Below are 25,632 nucleotides of genomic sequence, written 5' to 3'. Positions count from 1 at the left end.
AACGGATATATGCATGTCGACATACCCTTGTCAGCAGATGACAGGCCTGCCATACTGAAAGACAAGAACATTCAACAAAATTTCATTGATATTTTGCGGAAGTTTCTATTACGAGCCGAGACATGAGGCGACCTGTAAACCAAGCGGCCAGTGACTATGGCATGTCCTTTACAGTTCAATGGACATCCTCTGACTTGATGAAGAAAGTGGGTGCATTGTTTTCCAATGCAATATATACTATTCAAAGTTGGATCTTATGGCGAAGGCAAAAGATGCAGGATTTGGACCGTAAAGAGTTGTTAACTTAGCTGGTAAAACTCCATGATGTCCAGCATAATGAATAATGTTCCGTTGATAGAACTGCGCCAGCTTTGATGGAAATGCCCATAACACCAGTACTTTATATGGTGATTATGCTGTTGCAGATAGTTATAGATTTTATCCATTATTGTACGCTCCAAAGAGACATCAGCAAGCAAAGCAGAGTCTCTTTTACCCCATGCCTTTAACCCGTCCTTTGAATGTAATTCACAAAAGGCAGGAGCTGTATGCGTGATTACTGTGTCAACGGTAAATCCTTCACTGATAACATCCATTTTCTTCGAATCATATACAGGTGCTTCAGCTTGCCAGTAGATATTTCTGCCAAGCTCTTGTCTGAATGGATTTACCGTAATTCTTTATCTGTTCACTCATAGCTTTATCTCAAGATATTTGCTGAGAATATTGGCAACGCGCATCGTTTGCGCGTAATCCATCAGAAGGGAGAGGTTCCTCTCCGGGCGGTCAAGGTAGCTGTTAACGACCTCGGAGCATATATCCATACCGACCTTATTACGGAATTTTACAGCGTCGCATACACTTCTCTCTGCATTGTAGACTTTCACTTCATATCCACTGACAATCTTTTGTTCTATTCCGATTTCAAGAAGATCCTCAGAAATATGGTACAACTCTATTCCTGGATATTCAGGCAGCACGATCTTCCGTCCCCTTTTTATAGCGACATGATAGGCTTGTGGCATAGAGGTGGTCAGACCGTGAATACTCCATGCCGAATAAAGACATAGAATACCCTTTGGAATTACAACTTCAAGGTCTATCATGGTATCAGCCAGTTGCTCCTTGCTGGCGTATACTCCCCGACGGATACGGACAAGTTCACCTTTGTGAACTTCGGTCAGCATCCTGTAATATGCTGTCCTTCCCTTTTCCTTGTATCGTGAAGAAGAAAGAAACTGATTAACATTGTTGTTATTCTCCATATCATTTCTGTTTTCGGTACAAATATACTACAATTATTTAAATATGTAGTTGATTCGTACGGATTATTCCCTATGAAAGAGCTGGATTTAACACTTTTAAATTATAGAGGTGGAATATCCTTTCTATAAATAGAGTTGTCAGAAATGAATATAACCCCTGCAAATATTGCCATTTTCTTTCTGATCAGCAAGGATTCCATTGATTTTTGCCGGCCATATCTGAAATCCCTGAGTTGTTAATGCTATGATGAAAGGTAAAGGTATCCGGCATACCCTTCCAGAACTGGTGCATTAAGGCCGATGATAATATCTGTACCATCTATACCTGTACTTGAAAGACAAACCTTACTACTCATTTAAAATAAAGCAGCGAATGATGATTTCAGTTATTTCCTGGTGAAAATTGAATTGATCCGGGGCAGAGGCGGGGACTTTCCGGACATGAGGATTACACAGTATCCGGGAGAAGGCCTGAAATGCAGTTATGTGAAATCCCGTAAGGATATGATCAATCATAGTGAAATTCAAAGGATAGGACCTTTCAAATATTGAAAGGAGATAGCCGGTATCGAAAGGACTTTCCAAAAAGTTAATACGTGCACTGATGATGGATTATTCAACCGTAAGATTGTAAAAAAGAGGAATGAGAGATTTGAATTTCATTCCTCTTTTTTTTTATTTTCGGTGAAATATAAGAAGCAGAAAGCGGTTTTGATCTTACTGTCAACCAATTGTGTGGTTCTTGAAATTCCGGTTATTGCTTTATGTGGCATCTGGTGATGTTATCAGAAGTATCTTCTATATATCAGCAATACTACTTGAGACTTATTATAGAATATGCGATATTCTGCTGGTAAAATGAACGGTAATTTCCATTATTTATAATGACATTTGTGCTGTTTACAGATTCTGCAATGACCTTTAATTATGGTTGAATAGTTACTTTCAATATAGATAAATCCTGAAAAATTAAATTTTTCTCTCTTTTTGGGATGACAAATATGATATTAACAGTATAATATTTAGAAAGTATAGAGATTGAGATGAAAAGATATGTCCGATAATTCTGTACTTTAAACTAAAATTAAAAATAAGTTCTTATGAAAAAAATTAAGAAAGTCAATACTCCTAAGACTATAAAAAGGGAGCGGAAAATCGCAGTCCATACAAATTGTGCTGTGTGGGTAAATAATATCTTGTGCCGGATTATGGCTGAAACAAGTCTTGGCCTTCACAAGAACCTCCATTCAAAAAAGATTGAGACTGCTAGGATGCAGATGTCAATGAATACCTGCCATGATATTTTTACCGACATGAAGCGAACAGAAAATTTTTACATGAAAGGGATTAGAATATGAATATTGGTGAATTAATGAATAACGGGCAAAATGCCTTGCTTGTAGTATCTATGTCAGATTTAAAGGAATTTGCTATGGAGATTATCAATGAAGTAAATCAGTCTAAGGTTCTTGACAATACAGCCTATACTGCACAGGAATTTGCGGATAAGCATCATGTAGATGTATCAACTTTGTGGAGATGGAAAAAGCAAGGGATTCTCAAGCCGACTAGGATTGGTGGGCGCGTGTTTTACCATGAAAGTGATTTGTTGAAAATGACTGAATCATGAAGTAGAAATGAGAAATTAGGTAGACTCATCAACCGAAAATTCAAATACAAGTTTATCTGTTTTTAAGTTATAGACCAGTTCTATGTATTGCTATTCACCCTAATAACCAAGGGGCAAAGCAGGTATGGATCATAGGGTAGGATTGTTCGTCTCATTCGACGGACAGTCCTTTTTGATTTATAGACCGGAAGGGAAATCTTCCCCCGAGAACTTTCAAACCGGTTTGTAGGTAAAGGAAATAGTTGCTACCTTTACATTTGTCGTTAACAACTTAATTCATTTTGGGGTGTAATACTGGGATAGCCGTGTGTTCATCTTTCTGTACCATTAATGGTATCAAAACACGACAAAGTCAAAATAAGTCGCCAAAATGTCGCCAAAATATTATTTTCAAAAAGCGTAATCGCTTGTAAATGAGATAGTTATGCTTATACTGATGTGCGCCTGACAGGACTCGAACCTGCACAGCGTAAACTACTAGATCCTAAGTCTAGCGCGTCTACCAATTCCGCCACAGGCGCATTAATCGTGTGCAAAAGTACAAATAAAATTTGAATTCAGGGATATGAAGTTCAAATAATTTGTCTTTCATTCGGATTTAAGTGAAACGATTATTCCATTGGCTCAGTTGCTGATGAGGATAGAGGCTGATCCTGCTTCCTCCTCAATGGCGAGGAGGCTTATTCCTTATTCTTCAAGTCTGTGTCTTTTGCTGCCGAGTCTTTTCCCTTTTGCTCCTTTTCCGAGAACAAACTTAACTGACCGGTCATCTCATCGATGACCTCCTGTTGACTCTTGTCTTTATCTGGATCAAGATCTTCTTCGGTTTCCTCAATATCTGCGTCGTTTCCGTCAAGATCAGATACAGGAGAAGGAGAGTCCGGCTCTGCTGACTCCTGCTGTTCTTCCTGCGGGAGTTCTTCTATTTTATCAACGGTCCAGGTCGTGAGCCGTTTGCCCTTGGCCTTGAATCCTTTTACTGTAATAAACTCGTCAGCCTTGATTTCTTCCGCATTTCGGACTGCATCGACTCCTCCATAAGTGATCTTGATAACCGGATGTATCGTGTCCGTAAGCAGGATCAACCTGGAATTCGGATTATCCCCCATGAAGGTCTGATGACTTTTGGTAGCTTCCATCATAAATCGCTTGATGTAGGGATAATCATGATTATCTGCATCATAGAGCACGGCAGTCCATATCTTGCCCCGATCCCATTTCTCCAGTCGGAGGATATTGTCTTCATAATGGTTGTTGGCATCGAAAGAAGTAATGTAGAATTCGTTGTTCTTCAGAATGACCAGCACGGCATCATTGTCATAGAATTCTCCCAGATATTTTCCATGTTCGTCATAGTTGAGTCGCAGAACATCCGGATCGAACCATACTTTTCTTCCTCCGAGGGTAGAATGTCCCCGGCTCTTCAATCCGATACGATGGACACTCTCTTTGGTCAGAATATTTCCTCTTGCAGAACGTCCCTTGATCATCACTTCAGCAAAATCCTTATAGAGGAAGATATTTCTCTTTTTGGGGCTTGGGTTCAGGGTCACCTTGATGACTTCCGCTTCCCCGTTGGGGTTAGCAGAGAAATAAAGAATCCTGGAGTCCGGTTTGCCTTGTGTTACGTCGTAATCACGGTCATGGATGATAGCCGGGATATAGAACCTCTTGATATAAGTATATCCTTTTGATCCATCACGGTAAACGACATTATAGATCGTCCGCTTGTCATTTTTCTTGAACACTTGTACCCACAGGATATTCTTGCCTGCAAAGTACTTGTCAGCCACTTTAATGACCTTGTATCTGCCGTTCTTGTAGAAGATAATGATGTCATCCAGGTCAGAGCAGTTGCAGACAAATTCATCCTTTTTGAGTCCCGTTCCGATGAATCCTTCCTGGCGGTTGATATAGAGTTTCTGGTTAGCGTCTACGACCTTTGTCACCTCGATGGTATCGAAGTTGCGGATTTCAGTTCTGCGAGGATGATCTTTGCCATATTTTTGCTTGAGATATTCATACCAGTCAATAGTGACCCTTGTCATCTGGCTCAGGTCCTTATTGATGTCAGCAATTTCAGCTTTGATCTTTGCAATCAGTTCGTCAGCTTTATCCTTATTGAATTTCAAAATGCGCTGCATTTTGATTTCCATCAGTTTGAGAATATCCTCCCGGGTCACGGGGCGAATGAATTGTTCTGTAAACGGCCGGAGTTTCAAATCTACGAAAGCCACGGCTTCATCCATATCATTTGCCTGTTCAAATCGTTTCTCCTTATAGATTCGCTGCTCGATGAAGATCCTCTCCAGAGAGGCAAAGAAGAGTTGTTCTTCCAACTCCTTTTTCCGGATCATCAGTTCTTTACGCAAGAGTCTCTCTGTGCGGTCCACGGAATAACGGAGGACATCGCTGACCGTAAGGAAGCAAGGTCTGTCATCCATGATGACACAACAGTTTGGATTAATGTTTGTCTCGCAATCTGTAAAAGCATAAAGAGCATCGATGGTCTTGTCAGAGGATGTTCCTGGTGTGAGATGGACCTGTATTTCCACTTCTCGTGCGGTCATATCATCAACACGTCTTATCTTGAGTTTGCCCTTTTCTACAGCCTTGGTAATTGAATCCTGGATGGTCGCAGCTGTCTTTCCGTATGGGATTTCGCGGATGACGAGAGTTCTGCTGTCCATTTTCTCTATTTTTGCCCTTATCCGGAGGACACCTCCCCGCTGGCCATCATTATATTTGCTGACATCAATAGCGCCGCCTGTAGGGAAGTCCGGATAGAGGTGGAACGCCTCTCCCTTGAGATATTTGACCGCTGCATCACAGAGTTCGTTGAAATTATGGGGCAGTACTTTAGAAGCCAGTCCTACGGCGATGCCTTCGGCCCCCTGAGCCAGCAATAAAGGAAATTTTACAGGTAAGGTGATCGGCTCCTTATTACGTCCGTCATAAGAGAGTTGCCAATCAGTCGTCTTTGGGTTAAAGACAGTTTCCAGAGCAAATTTAGACAGGCGTGCTTCAATATATCGAGGGGCAGCAGCCCGGTCACCAGTAAGGATATTCCCCCAGTTTCCCTGAGTGTCTATCAACAGTTCTTTCTGTCCCAACTGCACGAGGGCGTCACCGATGGAAGCATCTCCATGAGGATGGAACTGCATCGTGTGTCCTACGATGTTAGCGACCTTGTTATATCTGCCGTCGTCCATCCTTTTCATGGAGTGGAGGATACGCCGCTGGACAGGTTTCAGGCCGTCTTCGATACTTGGGACAGCACGTTGCAGGATGACATAAGAGGCATAGTCAAGAAACCAGTTCTTATACATTCCGGACAGATGGTGCACGGCAGAGGCATCAAACCTTTCTACTGGTTTGTAGTCAGAGTGCAGGTCGGGAGTTAACGCTTCGTTTTTATCTTCAGACCCTTTTGCATGGTTATTGTCTTCCGTGTGGTTCTTGTTGTTTTCGTCGTCCATAAAAGTATCTTGGTTTTATCCTTGCAAATATAGTAAAATATTTTGGATTGCCAAAATTCAGAATCGTTTTCATATTCAGTAGCCATCGGACTTTGCTGGTCAGTGGAGAAACAGAAAACAGGCGATGGCCTGAATTAGCCAGAGGGCGGAAGCGGGAAGCCTGTTACTGTTCAAATTGCAAGGATAGCATCTTTGCTGTTGCTAATTGTTGTTAACTTGCCTTGAAAGAAGAACATAATTTGCATATTACAGAAAAAAAGATGTATCTTTGCAACAACTAATTAAAATTAAAAAAGAGAGCAAGAGAAGATGGCACAAGAAGACGTTTTCAAGAAGATAGTCAGTCATTGTAAAGAATATGGCTTTGTCTTCCCGAGTAGTGAGATTTATGATGGCCTCGCAGCGGTCTATGACTATGGTCAGAATGGTGTTGAACTGAAGAATAACATCAAGAAATACTGGTGGCAGAGTATGATCCTGCTCCATCCGAATATCGTTGGAATTGATGCTTCTATTTTCATGCACCCAACGGTTTGGAAAGCGTCAGGTCATGTGGATGCCTTCAATGACCCTCTGATTGATAACCGCGATTCCAAGAAGCGCTATCGTGCTGACAATTTGATTGAAGACCAGATTGCCAAGTATGATGAAAAGATTGATAAAGAGGTGAAGAAAGCGGCCAAGAAGTTCGGTGATTCTTTTGACGAGAAGAAATTTCGTGAGACGAATGCCCGTGTCCTGGAGCATCAGCAAAAGCGTGATGCCCTTCATGCGCGCTATACTGCGGCCATGCAGGGTCCTGATCTGAAGGAATTGAAACAGATTATTCTGGATGAAGGAATAGCTGATCCTGTCTCCGGAACAAAAAACTGGACGGATGTGCGCCAGTTCAACCTGATGTTCTCCACTCAGGTGGGATCAACTACGGATGCTACGAACCGGATATATCTGCGTCCGGAGACTGCGCAGGGAATTTTTGTCAATTTCCTGAATGTCCAGCGTTCCAGCCGCCAGAAGCTACCTTTTGGAATTGCCCAGATCGGTAAAGCTTTCCGGAATGAAATTGTGGCCCGTCAGTTTATTTTCCGTATGCGTGAGTTTGAACAGATGGAGATGCAGTTCTTCTGCCAGCCTGGTACCGAGAAGCGCTGGTTTGAATACTGGAAGAAAGCTCGTCTGGCCTGGCATGAGACTTTGGGCATGGGAGCAGAAAACTACCGTTTTCATGATCACGAGAAACTGGCCCATTATGCAAATGCGGCTACCGATATAGAATTCAAGATGCCTTTTGGCTTTAAGGAAGTGGAGGGTATCCATTCCCGTACGGACTATGATCTTTCCCAGCATGAGAAATTCTCCGGCCGTCAGATTAAATACTATGATTCTGACCTGCAGAAGAATTATACTCCTTATGACGTGGAGACATCCATTGGTCTGGATCGGATGTTCTTGAGCATTATGTGTCATTCTTATACGGAGGAGAAGTTGGACAACGGCGAAAGCCGAGTGGTCTTAAAGTTGCCGGAAGCTCTGGCCCCTGTAAAATGTGCCGTGTTCCCCCTTGACCGTAAAGACGGTCTCGAAGAGATTGCCCGGCAAATCGTAGACGATCTTAAATTCCATTTCTACACCCAGTATGGTGATCCGAAGGATTCCATCGGGAAACGTTACCGTCGTCAGGATGCCATAGGTACTCCGTTTTGTGTAACCGTAGATCATGATACCCCTAAGGATCATAAAGTGACCATTCGTTTCCGTGATACGATGGAGCAAGAGCGCGTAGACATTGATCGTTTACGTACTATCATCGAGGATCGCGTCAGCATTACAAGTTTATTGAAAAAACTGGCCAATGTTATCAAAGACTATTAAATATTGCACATCTGCACTGCTTTTAGGTCTGCTTATGCTGACTTCGTGCAGTCAAGAGAGTGGAACGGTAGACGAATATGCCAATTGGCATAGCCGTAATGATAAAGCTTTCAGCGACACGCTGGCGTATGCACATGATCGTATTGCCCTGGGGGATTCTACCTGGAAGGTGTTCTGTGACTGGTCTCTGGCCGGGCAGATCCAGTATGGCAATACGGTATTGACACATACAGGTGTTGACAGTATCATTGTTCATGTCGTTCAAAAAGGGACGGGAAGCGGGTGCCCTTTTCTTACGGATAGCGTACGTGTACATTATGCGGCTTATCTGATTAACGGACATTGCTTTGACTGTTCGTGGACCGGGGATGAACTTGATCCTTCTACGGCTGTACCGGCAGGTTTCAACGTCAAGGAGGTGATAGATGGATTTGCTACAGCACTGATGAAAATGCACATAGGTGACCGGTGGACGATCTATATTCCTTATCATTTAGGTTATGGTTCTTCCTCTAATGGTACGAGTGGCACAACATCTTATATTCCTGCCTATTCAATGTTGAAATTTGATGTGACCCTTCATAGCTATTATCGTAATTCAATAAATTCTGAAACAGAGGAAAATGAAAATGATAATTAGGTGTCATCCTTGCAAAGCACAGTTTGAAGATATGCACGGAATGGCGGTCAGAAGTTAAGATGTGTACGTAGTGCGAGAAATAAAAATTGAGAGAGGATGCAGCCATCTTTTCAGGCAGAAGAGATGATACTGCCATCCGGTCTAATAACAACAAATATGAATTATAAAATCTTATTATTCGCTTCTTTGCTTTGCTCTTCAGCACCGGCATTGGCGCAGAATAGTCAGTCAACGGGTTATGACCGGTCCAATCTGGATACATCCGTAAGACCTGGTGACAATTTTTATGAGTTTGCCGTCGGAGGATGGCTGAAATCGCATCCTTTGGATGCTCAGCATACGGAAAACGGTGCGTTTATCGATTTGTATGAACTGAACCAGACACGGATCCGTAATTTGATTCTGGAATATGCCAGCAAGCCTCAGAAGAAAGGTTCACTGGGACAGAAAATCGGAGATCTTTATAATCTTGCCATGGACAGTGTCCGCTTGAATAAAGAGGGCTGGGATCCGTTGAAACCCGATCTCACCCGGATCAATAATATCAAGGACCGCAGAGAATACCAGTTAGTCATGGCTCAACTGGACCGTTGTGGCGCAGGGACCCTGATGTTCGGCATCGGAGCAGATGCAGACCTTCGCAATGCTTCTATGAACCTCGTATCCATCGGTCAGGGAGGACTTGGACTGGGAATCCGTGATTATTATTTCAAGCAGGATGAACAGAGCAAGAAGATCAGGGCTGCATATAAGGCTTATCTGAAAAAACTCTTCATGATGACGGGGGATGATGAGGCCGCCGCCCAGAAGAAAGTTGATGCGGTATGGAACATCGAAATGCAAATTGCCAAGGTGAGCTATGACCGTGTGAAATTGCGTGATATTGATGCAAATTATCATAAACTGTCCTATGATCAGCTGGTGACAGATTATCCTGGGATCGACTGGGGTAATACTTTCCTGGCTGAAGGCTTTCCTCCTTTCGAATCCGTTTGTGTAGGTGAGCCGGAGCCGATTCATGAGGTAGAGAAGATCCTGACGGATACTCCGTTGGATGATCTGAAGGCTTATGCCGAAGCTAAGGTGATCTCGAATGCTGCCAGTCATCTGAGCGATGATTTCCGGAAGGCAGATTTTGACTTCAGCAGAGTGATGACCGGCGTTAAGGAAGACCGTCCTCGCTGGAAACGGGCCGTAAGTCTGGTCAGTGGTACTCTGGGTGAGGCTATCGGCAAACTTTACGTAGAGAAATATTTTCCGGCAAGCAGTAAGCAGATGATGCTTGACCTGGTCCATAATCTCCAGACAGCCCTTTCAGAACGCATCAATGAGGCCACGTGGATGGGTGCTGCTACGAAAGCAAAGGCACAGGACAAACTGAAGAATTATATTATCAAGATCGGTTATCCAGACAAATGGAAAGACTATAGTGGCCTGCAGGTCAATGACAGTTTATCCCTTTATGATAATCTTGCAGCCATCAGCCGTTGGGCCAGTGATGACTATATTGCGCGTCATGTGAATAAACCGGTGGACAAGTCAGAGTGGGGGATGACTCCGCAGACGATTAATGCTTATTATAATCCGACAACAAATGAAATCTGCTTCCCGGCTGCCATCCTTCAGCCGCCGTTCTTTGATCCTAAGGCGGATGCAGCAGCTAACTATGGAGCTATTGGCGGTGTGATAGGCCATGAGATGAGTCATGGATTTGATGACCAGGGTTCGCAGTTTGACAAGAATGGCAATGAGAAGAACTGGTGGACAAAGGCTGACAAGGCAAATTTTGATAAGAGAACAAAGGTGCTGGCCGATTATTTCAGTAATTTCGAAGTCCTTCCGGGTGTAAAAATCAATGGTAAGCAGACGTTAGGAGAGAATATTGGAGATAATGGCGGATTGAACATCTCCTATCGTGCTTTTCAGAACGAGATGAAGAAAGCACCGTTGAAGACCGTAGACGGATTTACTCCTGACCAGCGTTTCTTCCTTTCCTGGGCTCGTGTATGGGCATCCAATATGACACCACAGTTTATCCAACTGCTGATTACCTCTGATGTCCATTCTCCGAATATGGCACGAGTTAATGGAGCTCTGCCTCAGATTGACGGATGGTATGATGCTTTTCATATCAAGAGAGGCGATAAAATGTATTTACCGAAGAGCAAGCGTGCCCATATCTGGTAATTAAATTTATAGATCAGACCAGTCATTGGACATCGGGAATATTTCCCCGAAATCTAATGACTGGTTTCGGTTTTTACCAATATACCTGTTTTATAAGACTGAAATAACAGTATAACACTGAGATAACAGTCTGATCAAAATTCAAATTTTCGATATGAACATGAAAATCAAACAAATTTTAGTGTCTGGCCTGTTACTGTTGACGGGGATGTTATCCGTTTGTGCACAGGTCTCCCAGATGCCGAAGATACCGGTTGATCCAAAAGTGAGGATCGGGCATCTTAGCAATGGACTGACTTATTACATCCACCACAATGACTATCCGGCTCACGTAGCTAGTTTTTATATTGCCCAGAAGGTCGGTTCCATTAATGAGAATGATGACCAGCGTGGCCTGGCTCATTTGCTGGAGCACATGGCTTTCAATGGCACAGATCATTTTAAAGACAATGATCTGCAGGAATATCTGCAGAGCATCGGCGTGGAGTATGGACGTAACTTGAATGCTTATACGGGCATAGACCAGACCGTGTATTACTTTACGGATGTTCCTACCACCCGCATCTCTGCCGTGGATTCATGTATGCTGATTCTAAAGGACTGGTCACATGGTATCACCCTTTCCAAGAAAGCAATAGACAATGAGCGGGATGTGGTACACAATGAGTATCGGATGCGGATGACCGCCCAGCAGCGTATGTTTGAGCGTGATCTTCCTGCACTTTATCCTGGCAGCAAGTATGGCTACCGTATGCCAATCGGACTGATGAGCGTGGTGGACAAGTGTGACCCGAATACGTTGAGAGCTTACTATCATAAGTGGTACCGTCCTGATAATCAAGCTATTATTGTCGTCGGGGATGTGGATGTGAACCATATTGAAGGAGAGATCAAGAAACTCTTCAGTGATATTAAAGTGCCTGCAGGTGCACCGAAGGTTATCCCGGAAAAAGTTCCTGACAATGATACCCCTATTTACATTGTGGATAAAGATAAGGAGCAACAGGTGAATGTCATCTTTGCCATGATGAAGCATGAGGCAACGCCAGACTCCTTGAAGAACAATATGCTCTATCTGGTCCAAGGATTTATTAAAGGTGCAGTCAGTTCCATGCTGGGTTCACGTTATGATGAGAAGTCCCTGGATCCCGCCTGTCCTTATTTACAGGCAGGGGCAAGTGATGGCGAGTATCTGATGTCGCGTACGAAAGATGCATTTTCTATCGCGGTCGTTCCTAAACCCGGTAAACTTCTGGAAGCCTATCAGGCTGCTCTTGAGGAAGCTGAACGAGTTCGTCAATTTGGTTTTACCTCTACGGAGTATGAACGCTACAAGGCAAACTTCATGAGCAGTATCGAGAAAGCCTATTCCAACCGGAATAAAATGAAAAATGACCAGTTTACGGATCAGTATGTGGATCATTTTATTTCCAATGAACCGATTCCTTCTGTAGAGCAGGAATATCAAATGGATAAGATGTTCGTTCCTCATATCCCTCTGGAAGTCGTGAATGAGATGGCCCGGAAATTGATTAATCCTACTGATACTAATTTTGTTACTCTGGTGATGATGCAGCAGAAGCCGGATGCCGTTTATCCTACAGCCCAGCAGTTGAAGGACGTGGTGGCGAAGGTCCGTAGTGCAAAGTTGACGGCTTATGTAGATCATGTCAAGAATGAGCCTCTGATTGCCCAGCTTCCGAAAGCCGGGAAGATCATGAAGGAGACGGAGAACAAGAAACTAGGTTTTCAGGAACTGACGCTTTCCAATGGCGCTCATGTCTATCTGAAGAAGACAGATTTCAAGGATAATGAGGTTCGTTTCTTTGCAAAAGCCCAGGGAGGGCAATATGCGTTTCCTGAATCCCAGTACCTGAACATCAGTTTAGCATCAGAAATTCTTAGTGCCAGCGGACTGGGAGATTTCTCAAATACAGAGCTCAGCAAGGCTCTTGCCGGCAAGGAAGCAAGCACAGGTTTCTATATCAATACTTATCATCATGGTCTCAGTGGCTCTTCAACACCCAAGGATTTGGAAACATTGATGCAACTTATTTATCTGGATATGACAAAAGTGTCTAAGGATGAGAAGTCGGTGAACAATCTTAAAGATTCTTATGCCACCCAACTTCAGAACCAGAGCCAAAATCCTCAGATTGTGTTCTCAGACTCTTTGTCCAGCACGCTTTATTGCCATAATCCATTGTTCCTGACGCCTAAATCTTCCCAGATAGCGGGAGTGAACTATGACTGGATTCTGAAGACGGCAAAAGACCTCTATGGGAATGCAGGTGATTTTAATTTCTATTTTGTAGGAAATTTTGATGAGGAGAAGATACGTCCTTTGATAGAGCAGTATATAGCCTCTCTTCCCGGATATGAAGAAAATAAGACTGCTTATAGAGAGGTTCCTCATTATGTGGGGGAAGTAAAGAATGTGTTCGTTCAGAAGATGGAGAATCCTCAAAACATGGTTGTAGAAAACTGGCGTTCAAAGAAGGTCAGGAACAATCTGCAAGACCAGGTGTGGGTAGACATTGCTGCCCGTCTGTTAAACATGAAGTATGACCGGAGCATCCGTGAGACACTGAGTGCAGCTTACTCTGCAGGCGCAGAGAGTGGGGTGGCCGTTAATCCTGACAGGACCATCAGTCTGTCCATCAATGGTGTAGCTATGTTAAATCCGGCGAAGTCAGCCAAAGCTATTCCTTATTTCTTTTCCGGTCTGAAGGAGACGGTTGCCAAGCCTGATCCTGCGGATTTGGAAAAGGTAAAGGCAATTCTGCTGAAGAATGCTGATGTTGAAGCGAAAACGAATGGCTACTGGATAGGTGTCCTGGATGACTATGTAGATCATGACATGGATATGTACACCGGTTACAAGGATATTGTCCGTAATACGACCGCTAAGGAAATTTCAGCCTTCTTGAAAGATGTTATCCTGAAGAGCGGTAACCATGCAGAAGTGATCATGAATGCCGCTAAAGATTAAGCGCGTCCGGTTTTTCTTCCTGTCATAAATCCGTTTGGACAGGATGGAGATGACAGGCCTCTTTTAGAGGTCCATGGATGATAAGGAGAAAAGTCTGATACATTTTCTGATGTATCAGACTTTTTTTAATGGATTTTTTCTATCTTTGTCCGACAAACTAAACTGCTTGAACAAATCATGAAAATCCGAAAATTGCCTTTAGTTTTCTTTTTATTGTTGATGCTGAGACCAGTCTTTGCAGGTCCTGTCAACCATTATCAAGTTGTGGAACGTAATTGTCCGATCGTGACGAAAGTCGATTCCCTTCAGTCGCTGACCGTGGGTAACGGCCACTTTGCCTTCACCGTGGATGCCACTGGTCTGCAATCCTTCCCGGAGAGATATGCCCATGGAGTATGCCTGGGAACCATGAGTGACTGGGGATGGCACAGTTTTCCGAATCCTTGCCACTATCGTCCTGAGGATGCCTTTGTAACCCGGAATTTTGGCCGGGGACATCCGGAAATCTATTCTGCCCAGTTTAAACTGCCTGGCAGGCAACGTGATGCGAGCATCTGGCTGAGAAAGAATCCGCATCGTCTCCATCTCGGAATGATCGGTCTTGATCTTGCCGATCCCTTGAAATTAACATCAGTCCATGAGAAGTTATGTCTGTGGACGGGAATGGTAAGGAGTCGTTTCCTCTATGATGGAAAGCATTATGATGTACAGACGGTCTGTTCACCTGTTGCTGATGAGATTGCCTCAAAAATCATAGCAGAGGAGAATCCCAGGGTCATCCTCCGCTTCCCCTATCCCTCAGGAGGACACAGTGATGATGCCTGTGATTGGCATGCGGACGGAAAACATTCTGTTACGATGCAGAAAAAGTTATCCCATGGGGTTATCTTGCGACATACGATTGGCAGTACTGTGTATGGTGTACGGATAACCTGGAAGGGAGAGGCTGGTTTTAAAGCCACCGGCAGAAACCGTTTCCTGTTGTCAGCTACAGGGAAAAAGCTGGATTTTACCGTTACCTTTTTCCCTGAATCCGAAGGTCAGAAGTTTAACCAGCGGAATGCAGGCGATTTTCGCTCCGTTTCCCATGACGCTGCCTTGCACTGGAAGGGCTACTGGCAGAGAGGAGCGATAGTTGATTTTTCCCATGTCGCCGATCCTCGTGCCCGTGAGTTGGAACGCCGTGTAGTACTCTCCCAGTATTTGCTTGCGGTCAATGATGCCGGGGATACACCGCCTCAGGAGACCGGGTTGACCTATAATTCCTGGTATGGAAAGTTCCATCTTGAGATGGTGTGGTGGCACGATGCACAGTTTGCCCTCTGGGGGCATCCTGAATTTCTGGTTCCCGTGCTTGACTGGTACCTCCATGTAGAACCTGTGGCACGTTTGATAGCACAGCGGCAGGGATTCAGGGGTATACGCTGGATGAAGATGACGGATCCTTCCGGACGTGAAGCTCCTTCTAATGTAGGGTCCTATCTGATCTGGCAGCAGCCTCATCCTATCTACCTGGCGGAGCTGCTATACCGTGCCGTCCCTGCCAGGTCAGGGGAGATTCTGGCCCGTTATGGAAAGATGGTGGACGAGACGGCAACGTTTATGGCTGATTTTGTGACCTGTGACAGCGTCAGGCATCGTTATATTCTGAAGGGGTGCATTCCGGCTCAGGAGACATTAAGAGCAGATTCTACGGTGAATCCTCCTTTCGAACTTTCCTATTGGTATTTCGCCTTGAGCACAGCTCAGAAATGGAGAGAGCGCCGGAGATTGCCTCGGGTTCCCCTTTGGGACCGGATTCTCTCACGGCTCTCGCCTTTGGCAATGAATTCAGATAGTCTTTATCTGTCTGCGGAATCAGCCGTGAACACATACAAAGACATTCGTTTTACCAGTGATCATCCTGCTGTTCTCGGAGCATTGGGCATGCTCCCCAAATGTCCGCTGGTGAAGTCGGACGTCATGCGTAAAACGCTTCAGTGGGTATGGAACCACTGGAACTGGCCTACGACCTGGGGCTGGGATTATCCTATGATAGCCATGTGTGCAACCCGTTTGGGGGAACCGGAGCGGGCCGTTCAGGCATTGTTGATGCCCAGACAGAAAAACACCTATCTTATCAATGGACATAATTATCAAGACGACAGATTAAGAATTTATCTGCCCGGCAATGGAGGCCTTCTCACTGCCGTGGCCATGATGTGTGCAGGATGGGATGGCTGTACGACGCCTCATCCAGGTTTCCCTGCCGGTTGGGATGTAAGATGGGATGGACTTCGGCCTTTACCCTGAGAGAGCGTACAGAAAAGTTCTTATCCGTTTGCAGAAAAGGAAAGGGCCTGGAAAACTAAATCGCTTTCCAGGCCCTTTACATCTTATCTGAAAGAGGAATCTTTATTTTCTGTTCCACCAGTGTTTATGCTGCGGAACCTCCGTTTCTTCACCCATGCTTTCACGAATGATATCCCTATAGGTTTTGCCTTCGTGAATAATCCTGTAAATTTCTCCCCAGTCAGGAAGTCCGCCTATCTGGCGATCATCAATGAATATGTCCGCTTTAATCTTCCGGCTGAAATGATTATTATTTAGGGTACCATTTTCTTCCGGGTAATCGCGGTTGACAGCCCAGAATTCCACCCCACGCTCTCTGCACCAGTCGATAGCATCCTGAAGAAGTTGGCCTTCCCGTACGCTCCACAGGATAAGGCGGTGATGTTCTTGTATCAACATGCGGAGCGTCTGAGTAGCAAAAGGTATTTCCGGTCCTATTTCCGGATAACGGTGTTCTACAATCGTTCCGTCAAAATCTACAGCAATTGTCATTTCTTGTTTCTTTCTTATGTATGATCCGGTAAGAGGATTAAGTCCTACCGGATACCACTTATTTCTTTACTGAATCATCATCCTTCTTGCCATAGTGACTGTTGGCATAGCTGCCGTAGCTGCCGTAGGAACCATAATTCCCATAGTGCCCGTATTTGCCATAGCTGCCATAATGACCATAATTTCCATAATGTCCGTACTTTCCATATTTCCCATATTTGCCATAACCGTAATAGTAACCGTATTTCTTCTTGCTCAAGTCAATACCGTTAATGACAATGGACATATTCGGTAATTTCTTCTGGTCAGACAAACTGTTGATCAGTCCGAAACTCTCCTTCGGAGTATAATCAGCCCTGCATACGATGACGGTCGCATCACATACACGACCAACTTGAAGGGTATCTGTAACCAATCCTACAGGAGCGGAGTCAATGATGATATAGTCATAATCTTTGCGCAGGATAGCTATGATCTTGTCCAGACTGCTGCGCGTAAGCAGTTCGGCCGGATTTGGCGGAGTAGGACCAGCCATCAATAAGTCGAGGTTCTTGTTTACGCCGGAAGGTAATATCTGACCCTCTATTTCCTCCTTTGACGGGTTATCATTGACGAGTAGAGGAGTGATGCCATGATGGTGATCACGAATTTGGAAAAGTTCGGCCAGACGAGGTTTGCGAATATCCAGTCCCAGAAGGATGACTTTCTTGCCTAAGAGAGCAAAACTGACGGCCAGGTTAGCAGCGTTGAAGGTTTTACCTTCCCCTGAGGTAGAGGAGGTGAACAGGATCACCTGCTGATCCTTCTTCATCAGGAATTGCAGGTTGGTACGCATGCTTCTGAAGATTTCCTCCATCTGGTTGTTCTGATTCTCGCTCACGACGATGTCAGCTTTTGCCTTGGTCTTATCGTTAGCTACAGCTACATCAGCAATAATAGGTAATTTCGTAAGTTTTGCGACATCTTCATGGCCTTCAATCTTATAATGGAAGAACTGGAGGATGAAGAGGATGAGTGCCGGGATACCCAATCCGAGGATGAGCGCCAATAAAAAGACCAAAGGTTTTTTAGGGCTTACGATACCTTCCACATCCGGAATATCAATTAATTTTCCCTTGTCGACTGTAGCGGCAAGATTAATAGAATTCTCTTCACGTTTCTGAAGCAAAGTAAGGTAGAGACCTGACTTGACATCCTGCTGGCGTCCGATCTGGTTCAGCATACGTTCCTGTGCAGGTGTTTCTCCTACCTGGTTCTGATATTTTCCATAGAGTTCGGCTACTGAATTGCGTTGGATATTCAATCCTTCGATAGCCTGGTTTACAGCATGGCGGATAGAGTTGGTGAGGTCATTAAGCTGGGCAGTCAGAGGGATCACGCTTGGAGAACTCTCGCTGGCACTACGCATCAATTTGTTACGTTGCAGCACGATCTCATTATATTTGTTAATCAGTTCGGTGGCACTCTGGTCTGTCAGGCCTACATTGGAGGGTAAAGTCTGGTACCGGTTTGTCGGCCGTCGCATATAATCCCGCAGGGAACTCAGAAGAGCGATCTGAGTGTTGGCGTCAGATAATTTCTGGCTGTAAGTATCTGCATCCTGTACAGTCTGGGCAGAGTTTAATTTCATCTCTACCATATTATTGCGCTTTTTATAGTTTTCTAACTGCCCTTCAGTGTTGCCGAGTTCAGCATTAATTTTCTCAAGACGATTATTGATGAAATTTTCCGTCCGCACAGCTACTTCATTCTTGTCCTCATTAGCCTGGCGGTTATAAACTTGTATTAAGTCAGTGAGGTAGTCCGTAGCCCGGTCCGGTATCTCGTCATGCAATACAAGTTGGGCAATGCTTGTGTTTTTGCTGGTCTGGCTTACGGTAAGGTTTTCTACATATTTCTTGGACATCATCTTTAAGGAATAGATAGTCACCTTTTCAGTCATTCCATTCATGGGAGTGTCTGTTTTGCGGAAAGTCAGTACTCCGACATGTGTAACGATTCCTATTGGGAGAGAAGGGAAAGTGCTGTCAATGATATATGGAATGATTTTACTATGTATCTTGTCTATGACAGCATATTTTCCGGTGACGTGGTACCCCTTGGCACTCTGCTCAATGATGAGTTTGATTGGATAGTTGAGTTTGTCCAGATGGGTAGGATCTATATCCACGGATATAGGTTCGTCTTTATAGAGAAGATAGTCCTTGATATGCCCTTTTGCACTATAATTGACGTACAGTTTCAGATCATTGATGGCTCCTTCTGCTAAAAGGTGTGACGAAAGGATTTCCATTTCATTATCAATTCCGTTGGAACCACTGATCAGTCCAAGGGTGGAACTGCTCTGCAGGAGGTCATTGTTCCGTCCTCCTGAGGAGGAGTTGCTATCATCGTCTTTGATCAATAATTTGGCGTCTGCCTGCCAGACAGGCGTGCTGTAGCGGATATAGATGAAAGCTAAGCCCAGGCAGACAATGAGCGAAAGGACAAACCATTTCCAATTCAGGACGACGGTGGCATAAAGGGTGGCAAAATCAAAAGATGATTCTTTCTCGTTTTCTTCTTGCTGCTCATCAGCTGTGTTTGCCGATTCTGTATTCTTGTATTCTTCCATTATTTTCTTTTACTATTTTTTCTTTGAGTATAGCCGGATAGAGTTATTCCCTATTTTCACGGGTAATCTTTTATGCTATTATGGTAGATATTGTTTTCCCTCAGCTAAGTCAAAGAGGTATTTCCCATAGTTGTTTTTTAACATGGGCTGTGCCAGGACCTTTAATTGTCCTGCGTTGATCCAGCCCTGCTGGAAGGCAATCTCTTCGAGACAGGCGATCTTCAGGCCTTGTCTCTTTTCGATCACTTCTATGAAAGTGCTGGCTTCTGACAGACTGTCATGAGTGCCGGTATCCAGCCATGCAAAGCCGCGTGGCAAGGTGCGAACCTTTAAAGCATGATGCCGCAGATATTCCTGATTGACACTTGTGATTTCCAATTCTCCGCGCGCGCTGGGCTTTATGTGTTCAGCAATATTAACTACAGAATTAGGATAAAAGTAAAGTCCTGTCACCGCATAATGACTCTTAGGATGCTCAGGTTTTTCTTCAATGCTCAGGCAGTTGCCTGCAGAGTCAAACTCAGCCACTCCATAACGCTCCGGATCATTTACATAGTAGCCGAAGACGCTGGCCTTGTCTTGGTCACAGGCTTTTACACTTTCCTGCAGCAGGCCCGTAAACCCTGCCCCATAAAAGATGTTATCTCCCAGTACGAGACAGACACTATCTGAACCTATGAAAGTCTTGCCGAGAATGAAGGCTTGCGCAAGACCATCAGGATGAGGCTGCTCCACATATTCGAAATGCATGCCCAGATCCTTTCCATCACCTAAAAGACGTCTGAAGGCAGGCAGGTCGTAGGGAGTGGAGATGATCAGAATGTCGCGTATTCCAGCCAGCATCAGTACTGAAATAGGATAATAAATCATAGGTTTGTCAAAGATGGGAATGAGTTGCTTGCTGATTCCCTTCGTAATAGGATAAAGGCGTGTTCCTGAACCGCCAGCTAAAACGATACCTCTCATGTTGAAAAATAGAATGTTTCTTGATTCTTTATAATTCTGCGTACGCCTTTTCCTTTATTATTGAACTATTGCTCAAATCGGTCGTGAAACCTTGATGACGTTCGGTGACGCTATGGGTGCAAAGTTAATCAATTTTTTTGAATCTGTTCTTTTATTAGTATAAAAATCCTTTTGAAAGTGTTGAAAGACAGGTATTCGTTGATTGTAAAATAGGTTTTCAATCGAAAATTTTGCTTTTCGCGATATTTCTGCTATCTTTGCACATACTTATTATATTGTTTCAATTTTTTATCAATCGATAGAATAACATTATGGGAATATTGGAAAAATGGTTTGGGCGGAAAACGGCACCGAAGGAGAAAGTCGGTGGGATGGAAGATTATATGACCCTCGTGAGGGTGTATCTCCAGGCTGCCCTGGCTGCAAAGTTAGGCATCACTAATCTGAATATGCTGCCTGATCTCCGTGTCTTCAAACAGACTCTTCATGTGGCTACTGTTCATAACAAACTCGGAGTGGGGGAAAAGTCGGCAGCGAAGAAAATGATGAAGAATCTGTATAAGACCGATGAAGATTTCTTTGATGAGATCGATCAGACGATCAAGAAGAATTGCCGTAATATCCAGCAGGTAAATCCTTTCCTTGTCCAGTTTCAAGGTTTTACCCAGGAATTGATGATGCTTATGGGTAATCTGATGAAGTTTAAACTCCGTATCCCTGGTATTTTTAAGAAAACCCTCTATGCCTTAACTCAAAAACAGGTGGAGGATGTTTTTACTAAAAACAGTTTTAAAGATCCGAGCGTAGTGAAGGCAGTCATGGCTGTAAGAAAATATAATCTCCGGTTAAATTTCAGTCAGAAATGGATGACGGATTTTGTTTATCAAGTTGTCATGCTGGCCAAAAAAGAGCCTCGTCCTTCAAAAGAGCAAGTTAAAGAGGCCAAGGCAAAAATGGGGAAATGAAAATTTGCAGGGAAGACGAAATATCCGCAGACCTGTTGACAGATAACAGATCGGAAGAATTGACAACTGCAAATTAGAAAAATGGAGTAAAATTTGGCATTACCGATTAATTATATTAAATTTGTGACCTAAAAGTAGTCTGTATGGATGCCAATGAGAAGATTTTGAACACGTTTACTACCCGGGTAAGGCAAATGATTCTCCGCTTTGATGATCTTAAAAAAGAGATTCTTGACTTGCAGATGAAGTTAGAAGAGCGTGACAATCGGATTAGAGATCTGCAGGAGAAGTTGGCTCAGACCCAGAGAGACTATGAGAATCTCAAGATGGCCAAGATGATCGAGGTGAGCGATAGTGATCTCGAGGGGGCGAAGAAAAAAGTAGCCAGGCTCATCAGAGACGTTAACAAATGCATCACACTACTGAATGAGCAATCCATACAGTAGGAAAATGACTGCGTGACAGACATCTCAAAAGGAAAATTAACAGGGTCAGGATTTCCTTTCGGGGCGTATGAAATGTGCAGCAAGAATTGAATCGATGGCAGAAGAAGACAAAGAGAAACTAACCATAAGGCTGAACCTGCATGATACGATGCTTTCGGTAAGGATTCCCCGCGATGATCAGACCGAGGAAGAGTACTATCGAAAGGCGGCAAAATTAATCAATGAGGTCGTAAATACTTATTCGTCTCACTACAAAGAAGTGAAGAGTGATAAGGAAATTTTGTATATGTGCCTGGTTGACATCGCTATGCGCTATGAAAAGCAGAAAGGACAAAACGATACAGCTCCTTATAATACTGTTCTCTCCCAGTTGACTTCGGAAATTGAGGAGGTTCTGAGGAAAGAATAGTATCATCATTAAACAATTTTATAAATGTCAATAATCATAATCGCCGTTATGGCACTCGTCGTTGGAGGTGCTATAGGCTATTCTATTTTCCGTTATATCGTCAAAGGAAAATATAATGAGTTAATGGAGACTGCCAAGAAGGATGCGGAAGTCGTAAAGGAAAAAAAGCTCCTTGAAGTGAAAGAAACATTCTTGAACAAGAAGGCTGAACTGGAGACGGAAGTACGCCAGCGTAATGCAAAAATTCAGCAGTGTGAGAATCATTTGAAACAGCGTGACCTGTCACTGAATCAGCGTCAGGAGGATCTGGGGCGGCGCAAGCAGGATTTGGATCTCCAGCAGCAGCGTATTGCCAATGAGCAGAAACTTCTCGAGAGCCGTCAGCAGGAACTTGACAAGATGCAGAAGCAGGAACAGGAGAAGTTGGAAGAACTGTCCGGGTTGAAAGCTGAAGAGGCAAAGAACCGACTCGTTGAGAGTTTGAAGGGACAGGCTAAACTTGATGCGGCAAGTTATGTGAACGAGGCCATGGATGAGGCCAGGCTGAATGCAGAGAAAGAAGCAAAGAAAATAGTCATTACGACCATCCAGAGGGTAGCAACAGAGACGGCCATCGAGAATTCCGTAAGTGTGTTCCATATTGATAATGATGAAGTGAAGGGGCGTATTATTGGCCGTGAAGGACGCAATATCCGTGCCCTGGAGGCTGCAACAGGTGTCGAAATTGTCGTGGATGATACTCCTGATGCTGTAGTCATTTCAGCCTTTGATCCGGTTCGCCGTGAAGTCTGCCGGCTCGCTTTACATCAGTTGGTCGCTGATGGTCGTATCCACCCGGCTCGTATAGAAGAGGTGGTCGCAAAAGTGAAGAAACAACTGGATAATGAAATTATTGAAACGGGTAAGCGTACTGCCATAGACCTTGGAATCCATGGCTTGCATCCTGAATTGATCCGTATTATCGGAAAAATGAAATACCGTTCTTCCTACGGCCAGAATCTACTGCAACACGCTCGCGAAACAGCGAATCTTTGTGCAGTGATGGCTTCTGAGTTAGGCTTGAATCCTAAGAAGGCTAAGCGCGCCGGACTGCTCCATGACATCGGAAAGGTGCCGGATGAAGAGAGTGAACTCCCACATGCTCTCTATGGCGCGAAGATAGCAGAGAAGTATAAGGAAAAACCGGATATTGTCAATGCCATTGCTGCCCATCATGATGAAGTGGAGATGAAGACTTTGCTTGCTCCTATCGTACAGGTATGTGATGCCATTTCCGGTGCTCGTCCTGGTGCCCGTAGAGAGGTGGTGGAGGCTTATATCAAGCGCTTGAACGACCTTGAGGCTATTGCGATGAGTTATCCTGGCGTTACCAAAACTTATGCCATTCAGGCTGGTCGTGAACTTCGTGTGATCGTGGGGGCTGATAAGATGACGGATGATGAAAGTGCAAAACTCAGTGATGAGATCGCATCGAAGGTCCAGAGTGAGATGACCTATCCGGGACAGGTGAAGATCACCGTGATCAGGGAAACGCGGAGTGTCGCCTACGCGAAATGAAGATTTTTCCGATCTATGATCGGTAATCTGTTTCATAAAAAGTTGATGAAGGCTGCCATTCATGGCAGCCTTCATTGTGTTCTGTGGGTTGGGATCACTTGAGATATTGACAGACCTGGTCTTTTTCTTATTAAAACCATCATCATTATTTTTAGGTATTGTGTAGTTGGATAAAAATACTTATATTTGTACTCTGAAAATATCAAAGCAAAGGATGATGAAAAACCTGAAGATGTATGAAGCTAATGATAAGATGATTTCTATTATCAGTGACAATTACAATATCTTGCAGAGCCTTGGCTCTTTCGGGATCAATTTGGGCTTTGGTGATAAGACCGTCCAGGAAGTTTGCGAAGAGCAGAAAGTAGATACTTATACTTTTCTGGCTGTCGTGAATTTTACGATTAACGGTTATCTGGACCGGGACGGCCTTGACCGGTTGTCTATTCCTACGCTATTGCAATATCTTACGGCTTCACATGCTTATTTCATAGATTTTCAACTTCCTTTTATCCGCAAGGAACTTCTTGAGGCCCTTGACGAAAGCAATGAACTCGCAAAACTTATCCTTCAGCTCTATGACGATTATGCTCATAGCGTGATCAATCACATGAAATATGAGGAGAGGACTGCCTTTCCTTACGTACATAGTCTTCTGGAAGGGAACCCGACCGCTGATTATAATATTGAAACTTTCTCAAGACATCATAATCAGATAGATCAGAAACTGAAGGAACTGAAGAATATTATTATAAAATATCTGCCTTCGGATGGCTTGCATAATAATATTCTGAGTGCTACTCTATATGATATCTATAATAATGAGGAATGGCTGAGTCAGCATGCCCGGGTTGAAGACAATATGTTCATTCCGGCTATCCATAACCTGGAACTGAAGAGCAGGAATGATGATGTGAGCGCGAATATCTCGAAAATGCTCCATACAAATGTGGGGAATAATGAGACCTTGAGTGATAGAGAGAAGGATGTTATCGTATCTTTGGTCCAGGGGATGACTAACAAGGAGATAGCTGAGCATCTTTTCATTTCTGTCAATACGGTTATTACTCACCGCAGGAATATAGCTAAGAAATTACAGATTCATTCTCCTGCCGGACTGACGATCTATGCTATTGTCAATCATCTGGTAGATATTTCAACTGTAAAATTCTGATTTTGTCCTTTTCTCTTTTTCGGCAAAGACGATCGGTCTTGTTCGATGCCTTGTTGTTTTCGTAATCTTCATGACAAATATCCTTTAGCATTTTTAGTTTTATATTCGGATAGGATGAAGGTTCTCTTGTGATCTTGTTGCTGTGGCTTTATTCATGGAAAATGGATTGGCTTATTGATGGAATGAAATAAATATGATTTATCTGTTTCAATAATATGCTTTTTCTGTAAATTATATGAAGATTTATTTTTAGAAGTTTTCAAATAAGTCATAGATAAGATTTATTTATGTTGGAAATGTTTGAACTTCCTGACCTTTAATAGTCTTTTCTCTTGTAATACTTCGGCCCAGGGTGCTAAAGTATTATTATCCGTATAGTTACCGGTTATAAATGATAAATGGCATAATTTGAATGCTTAAATAATTAAAATATGGAACAAAAAATGACCTTTAGAAGGTCTTTCTTCAGATTTTTTATTCTATCTTTGCATTTGTGAAGTTTGATAAAATGGAGAACTTTTTATAAAATGAATAATGAAAAGTTATCTGAAAATATAATTCTTTAGATTAAAATAGGCACGAAGTTGTTAGAAGGTCTGACCTGTCAATCGTT

At 43.6% G+C, this 25,632-nt stretch carries 18 protein-coding genes and 1 tRNA gene; 12 read left to right on the top strand and 7 right to left on the bottom strand.

Going from position 1 to position 25,632, the window contains the following annotated elements:
* Positions 1 to 299 precede the first annotated feature (299 nt).
* Complete coding sequence (locus tag ACYRYG_RS07085) at positions 300 to 596, bottom strand: hypothetical protein (protein ID WP_460197890.1); 297 nt, start codon at positions 594 to 596, stop codon at positions 300 to 302.
* Between the two features lie 96 nt (positions 597 to 692).
* Positions 693 to 1,265 (bottom strand): type IV toxin-antitoxin system AbiEi family antitoxin domain-containing protein, encoded by a 573-nt coding sequence (locus tag ACYRYG_RS07080; protein ID WP_460197889.1) that lies wholly within the window; start codon positions 1,263 to 1,265, stop codon positions 693 to 695.
* 1,100 nt (positions 1,266 to 2,365) lie between these two features.
* On the opposite strand from ACYRYG_RS07080, the gene ACYRYG_RS07075 reads away from it, so the two are divergent.
* On the top strand, positions 2,366 to 2,623 hold the full coding sequence (locus ACYRYG_RS07075) for a hypothetical protein (protein ID WP_460197888.1): 258 nt from the start codon (positions 2,366 to 2,368) through the stop codon (positions 2,621 to 2,623).
* Positions 2,620 to 2,895 carry a helix-turn-helix domain-containing protein gene (locus ACYRYG_RS07070; RefSeq protein WP_293416646.1) on the top strand — a complete coding sequence of 92 codons (276 nt, stop codon included), beginning with the start codon at positions 2,620 to 2,622 and terminating at the stop codon, positions 2,893 to 2,895. The genes ACYRYG_RS07075 and ACYRYG_RS07070 overlap by 4 nt, the downstream gene beginning before the upstream one ends.
* A gap of 439 nt (positions 2,896 to 3,334) precedes the next feature.
* Here ACYRYG_RS07070 and ACYRYG_RS07065 read toward each other — a convergent pair.
* A tRNA-Leu gene (locus ACYRYG_RS07065) sits at positions 3,335 to 3,416 on the bottom strand.
* A 159-nt stretch (positions 3,417 to 3,575) separates the two neighbouring features.
* Positions 3,576 to 6,374: a DNA gyrase/topoisomerase IV subunit A gene (locus ACYRYG_RS07060; protein ID WP_460197887.1), complete on the bottom strand. Its 2,799-nt coding sequence runs from the start codon at positions 6,372 to 6,374 to the stop codon at positions 3,576 to 3,578.
* A 309-nt stretch (positions 6,375 to 6,683) separates the two neighbouring features.
* Between ACYRYG_RS07060 and ACYRYG_RS07055 the strand changes: the two genes are divergently transcribed.
* The 5 genes from ACYRYG_RS07055 (at position 6,684) to ACYRYG_RS07035 (ending at position 16,357) form a co-directional block, all read left to right on the top strand.
* Positions 6,684 to 8,246, top strand: coding sequence for a glycine--tRNA ligase (locus ACYRYG_RS07055; RefSeq protein WP_293416650.1), 1,563 nt, complete (start codon positions 6,684 to 6,686; stop codon positions 8,244 to 8,246).
* Positions 8,227 to 8,886 carry an FKBP-type peptidyl-prolyl cis-trans isomerase gene (locus ACYRYG_RS07050; RefSeq protein WP_293416652.1) on the top strand — a complete coding sequence of 220 codons (660 nt, stop codon included), beginning with the start codon at positions 8,227 to 8,229 and terminating at the stop codon, positions 8,884 to 8,886. Before ACYRYG_RS07055 ends, ACYRYG_RS07050 begins: the two co-directional genes overlap by 20 nt.
* A 156-nt stretch (positions 8,887 to 9,042) precedes the next feature.
* Positions 9,043 to 11,073, top strand: a complete 2,031-nt coding sequence (locus tag ACYRYG_RS07045; protein ID WP_293416654.1) for a M13 family metallopeptidase — start codon at positions 9,043 to 9,045, stop codon at positions 11,071 to 11,073.
* Positions 11,074 to 11,233: 160 nt separating this feature from the next.
* Positions 11,234 to 14,065, top strand: a complete 2,832-nt coding sequence (locus ACYRYG_RS07040) for a M16 family metallopeptidase (protein WP_460197886.1) — start codon at positions 11,234 to 11,236, stop codon at positions 14,063 to 14,065.
* 177 nt (positions 14,066 to 14,242) lie between these two features.
* Entirely contained in the window at positions 14,243 to 16,357 is a 2,115-nt protein-coding gene (locus ACYRYG_RS07035) for a hypothetical protein (protein WP_460197885.1), read from the top strand.
* A 102-nt stretch (positions 16,358 to 16,459) separates the two neighbouring features.
* Here the strand turns inward: ACYRYG_RS07035 and ACYRYG_RS07030 are convergent, their stop codons facing one another.
* The 3 genes from ACYRYG_RS07030 to rfbA all read right to left on the bottom strand — a co-directional run bounded on the left by ACYRYG_RS07030 (position 16,460) and on the right by rfbA (position 20,468).
* Positions 16,460 to 16,888, bottom strand: coding sequence for a BT0820 family HAD-type phosphatase (locus tag ACYRYG_RS07030; protein WP_293416660.1), 429 nt, complete (start codon positions 16,886 to 16,888; stop codon positions 16,460 to 16,462).
* A 58-nt stretch (positions 16,889 to 16,946) separates the two neighbouring features.
* Positions 16,947 to 19,502 carry a GumC family protein gene (locus ACYRYG_RS07025; protein WP_293416662.1) on the bottom strand — a complete coding sequence of 852 codons (2,556 nt, stop codon included), beginning with the start codon at positions 19,500 to 19,502 and terminating at the stop codon, positions 16,947 to 16,949.
* A 78-nt stretch (positions 19,503 to 19,580) separates the two neighbouring features.
* Positions 19,581 to 20,468 (bottom strand): glucose-1-phosphate thymidylyltransferase RfbA, encoded by an 888-nt coding sequence (gene rfbA, locus ACYRYG_RS07020; RefSeq protein WP_293416664.1) that lies wholly within the window; start codon positions 20,466 to 20,468, stop codon positions 19,581 to 19,583.
* A 311-nt stretch (positions 20,469 to 20,779) separates the two neighbouring features.
* On the opposite strand from rfbA, the gene ACYRYG_RS07015 reads away from it, so the two are divergent.
* The 5 genes from ACYRYG_RS07015 (at position 20,780) to ACYRYG_RS06995 (ending at position 25,019) form a co-directional block, all read left to right on the top strand.
* The gene (locus ACYRYG_RS07015; RefSeq protein ID WP_293416666.1) at positions 20,780 to 21,433 is read left to right on the top strand and encodes a hypothetical protein; all 654 of its coding nucleotides are present in this window, start codon (positions 20,780 to 20,782) and stop codon (positions 21,431 to 21,433) included.
* 143 nt (positions 21,434 to 21,576) lie between these two features.
* Positions 21,577 to 21,879: a hypothetical protein gene (locus ACYRYG_RS07010; protein ID WP_293416668.1), complete on the top strand. Its 303-nt coding sequence runs from the start codon at positions 21,577 to 21,579 to the stop codon at positions 21,877 to 21,879.
* 94 nt (positions 21,880 to 21,973) lie between these two features.
* Complete coding sequence (locus ACYRYG_RS07005) at positions 21,974 to 22,288, top strand: cell division protein ZapA (RefSeq protein ID WP_293416670.1); 315 nt, start codon at positions 21,974 to 21,976, stop codon at positions 22,286 to 22,288.
* Positions 22,289 to 22,312: 24 nt separating this feature from the next.
* The gene (rny, locus tag ACYRYG_RS07000; RefSeq protein ID WP_293416672.1) at positions 22,313 to 23,845 is read left to right on the top strand and encodes a ribonuclease Y; all 1,533 of its coding nucleotides are present in this window, start codon (positions 22,313 to 22,315) and stop codon (positions 23,843 to 23,845) included.
* 217 nt (positions 23,846 to 24,062) lie between these two features.
* Positions 24,063 to 25,019 (top strand): LuxR C-terminal-related transcriptional regulator, encoded by a 957-nt coding sequence (locus ACYRYG_RS06995; RefSeq protein ID WP_293416693.1) that lies wholly within the window; start codon positions 24,063 to 24,065, stop codon positions 25,017 to 25,019.
* The last annotated feature ends 613 nt before the right edge of the window (positions 25,020 to 25,632 follow it).

The sequence above is a fragment of the Segatella asaccharophila genome, from assembly GCF_054687055.1.
The sequence above is the reverse complement of the archived record's forward strand: the minus strand, read 5'-3'. Positions and strand labels throughout refer to the sequence as shown.

Excerpts from the sequence above, each read along its gene's own strand:
- ACYRYG_RS07075 (WP_460197888.1), top strand. The coding sequence starts at position 2,366 with ATGAAAAAAATTAAGAAAGTCAATACTCCTAAGACTATAAAAAGGGAG.
- ACYRYG_RS07035 (WP_460197885.1), top strand. The coding sequence starts at position 14,243 with ATGAAAATCCGAAAATTGCCTTTAGTTTTCTTTTTATTGTTGATGCTG.
- ACYRYG_RS07040 (WP_460197886.1), top strand. The coding sequence starts at position 11,234 with ATGAAAATCAAACAAATTTTAGTGTCTGGCCTGTTACTGTTGACGGGG.
- ACYRYG_RS07070 (WP_293416646.1), top strand. The coding sequence starts at position 2,620 with ATGAATATTGGTGAATTAATGAATAACGGGCAAAATGCCTTGCTTGTA.
- rny (WP_293416672.1), top strand. The coding sequence starts at position 22,313 with ATGTCAATAATCATAATCGCCGTTATGGCACTCGTCGTTGGAGGTGCT.
- ACYRYG_RS07050 (WP_293416652.1), top strand. The coding sequence starts at position 8,227 with ATGTTATCAAAGACTATTAAATATTGCACATCTGCACTGCTTTTAGGT.
- ACYRYG_RS07055 (WP_293416650.1), top strand. The coding sequence starts at position 6,684 with ATGGCACAAGAAGACGTTTTCAAGAAGATAGTCAGTCATTGTAAAGAA.
- ACYRYG_RS07005 (WP_293416670.1), top strand. The coding sequence starts at position 21,974 with ATGGCAGAAGAAGACAAAGAGAAACTAACCATAAGGCTGAACCTGCAT.
- ACYRYG_RS07085 (WP_460197890.1), bottom strand. The coding sequence starts at position 596 with ATGGATGTTATCAGTGAAGGATTTACCGTTGACACAGTAATCACGCAT.
- ACYRYG_RS06995 (WP_293416693.1), top strand. The coding sequence starts at position 24,063 with ATGAAAAACCTGAAGATGTATGAAGCTAATGATAAGATGATTTCTATT.
- ACYRYG_RS07010 (WP_293416668.1), top strand. The coding sequence starts at position 21,577 with ATGGATGCCAATGAGAAGATTTTGAACACGTTTACTACCCGGGTAAGG.
- ACYRYG_RS07045 (WP_293416654.1), top strand. The coding sequence starts at position 9,043 with ATGAATTATAAAATCTTATTATTCGCTTCTTTGCTTTGCTCTTCAGCA.
- ACYRYG_RS07080 (WP_460197889.1), bottom strand. The coding sequence starts at position 1,265 with ATGGAGAATAACAACAATGTTAATCAGTTTCTTTCTTCTTCACGATAC.
- ACYRYG_RS07015 (WP_293416666.1), top strand. The coding sequence starts at position 20,780 with ATGGGAATATTGGAAAAATGGTTTGGGCGGAAAACGGCACCGAAGGAG.
- ACYRYG_RS07030 (WP_293416660.1), bottom strand. The coding sequence starts at position 16,888 with ATGACAATTGCTGTAGATTTTGACGGAACGATTGTAGAACACCGTTAT.
- rfbA (WP_293416664.1), bottom strand. The coding sequence starts at position 20,468 with ATGAGAGGTATCGTTTTAGCTGGCGGTTCAGGAACACGCCTTTATCCT.
- ACYRYG_RS07060 (WP_460197887.1), bottom strand. The coding sequence starts at position 6,374 with ATGGACGACGAAAACAACAAGAACCACACGGAAGACAATAACCATGCA.
- ACYRYG_RS07025 (WP_293416662.1), bottom strand. The coding sequence starts at position 19,502 with ATGGAAGAATACAAGAATACAGAATCGGCAAACACAGCTGATGAGCAG.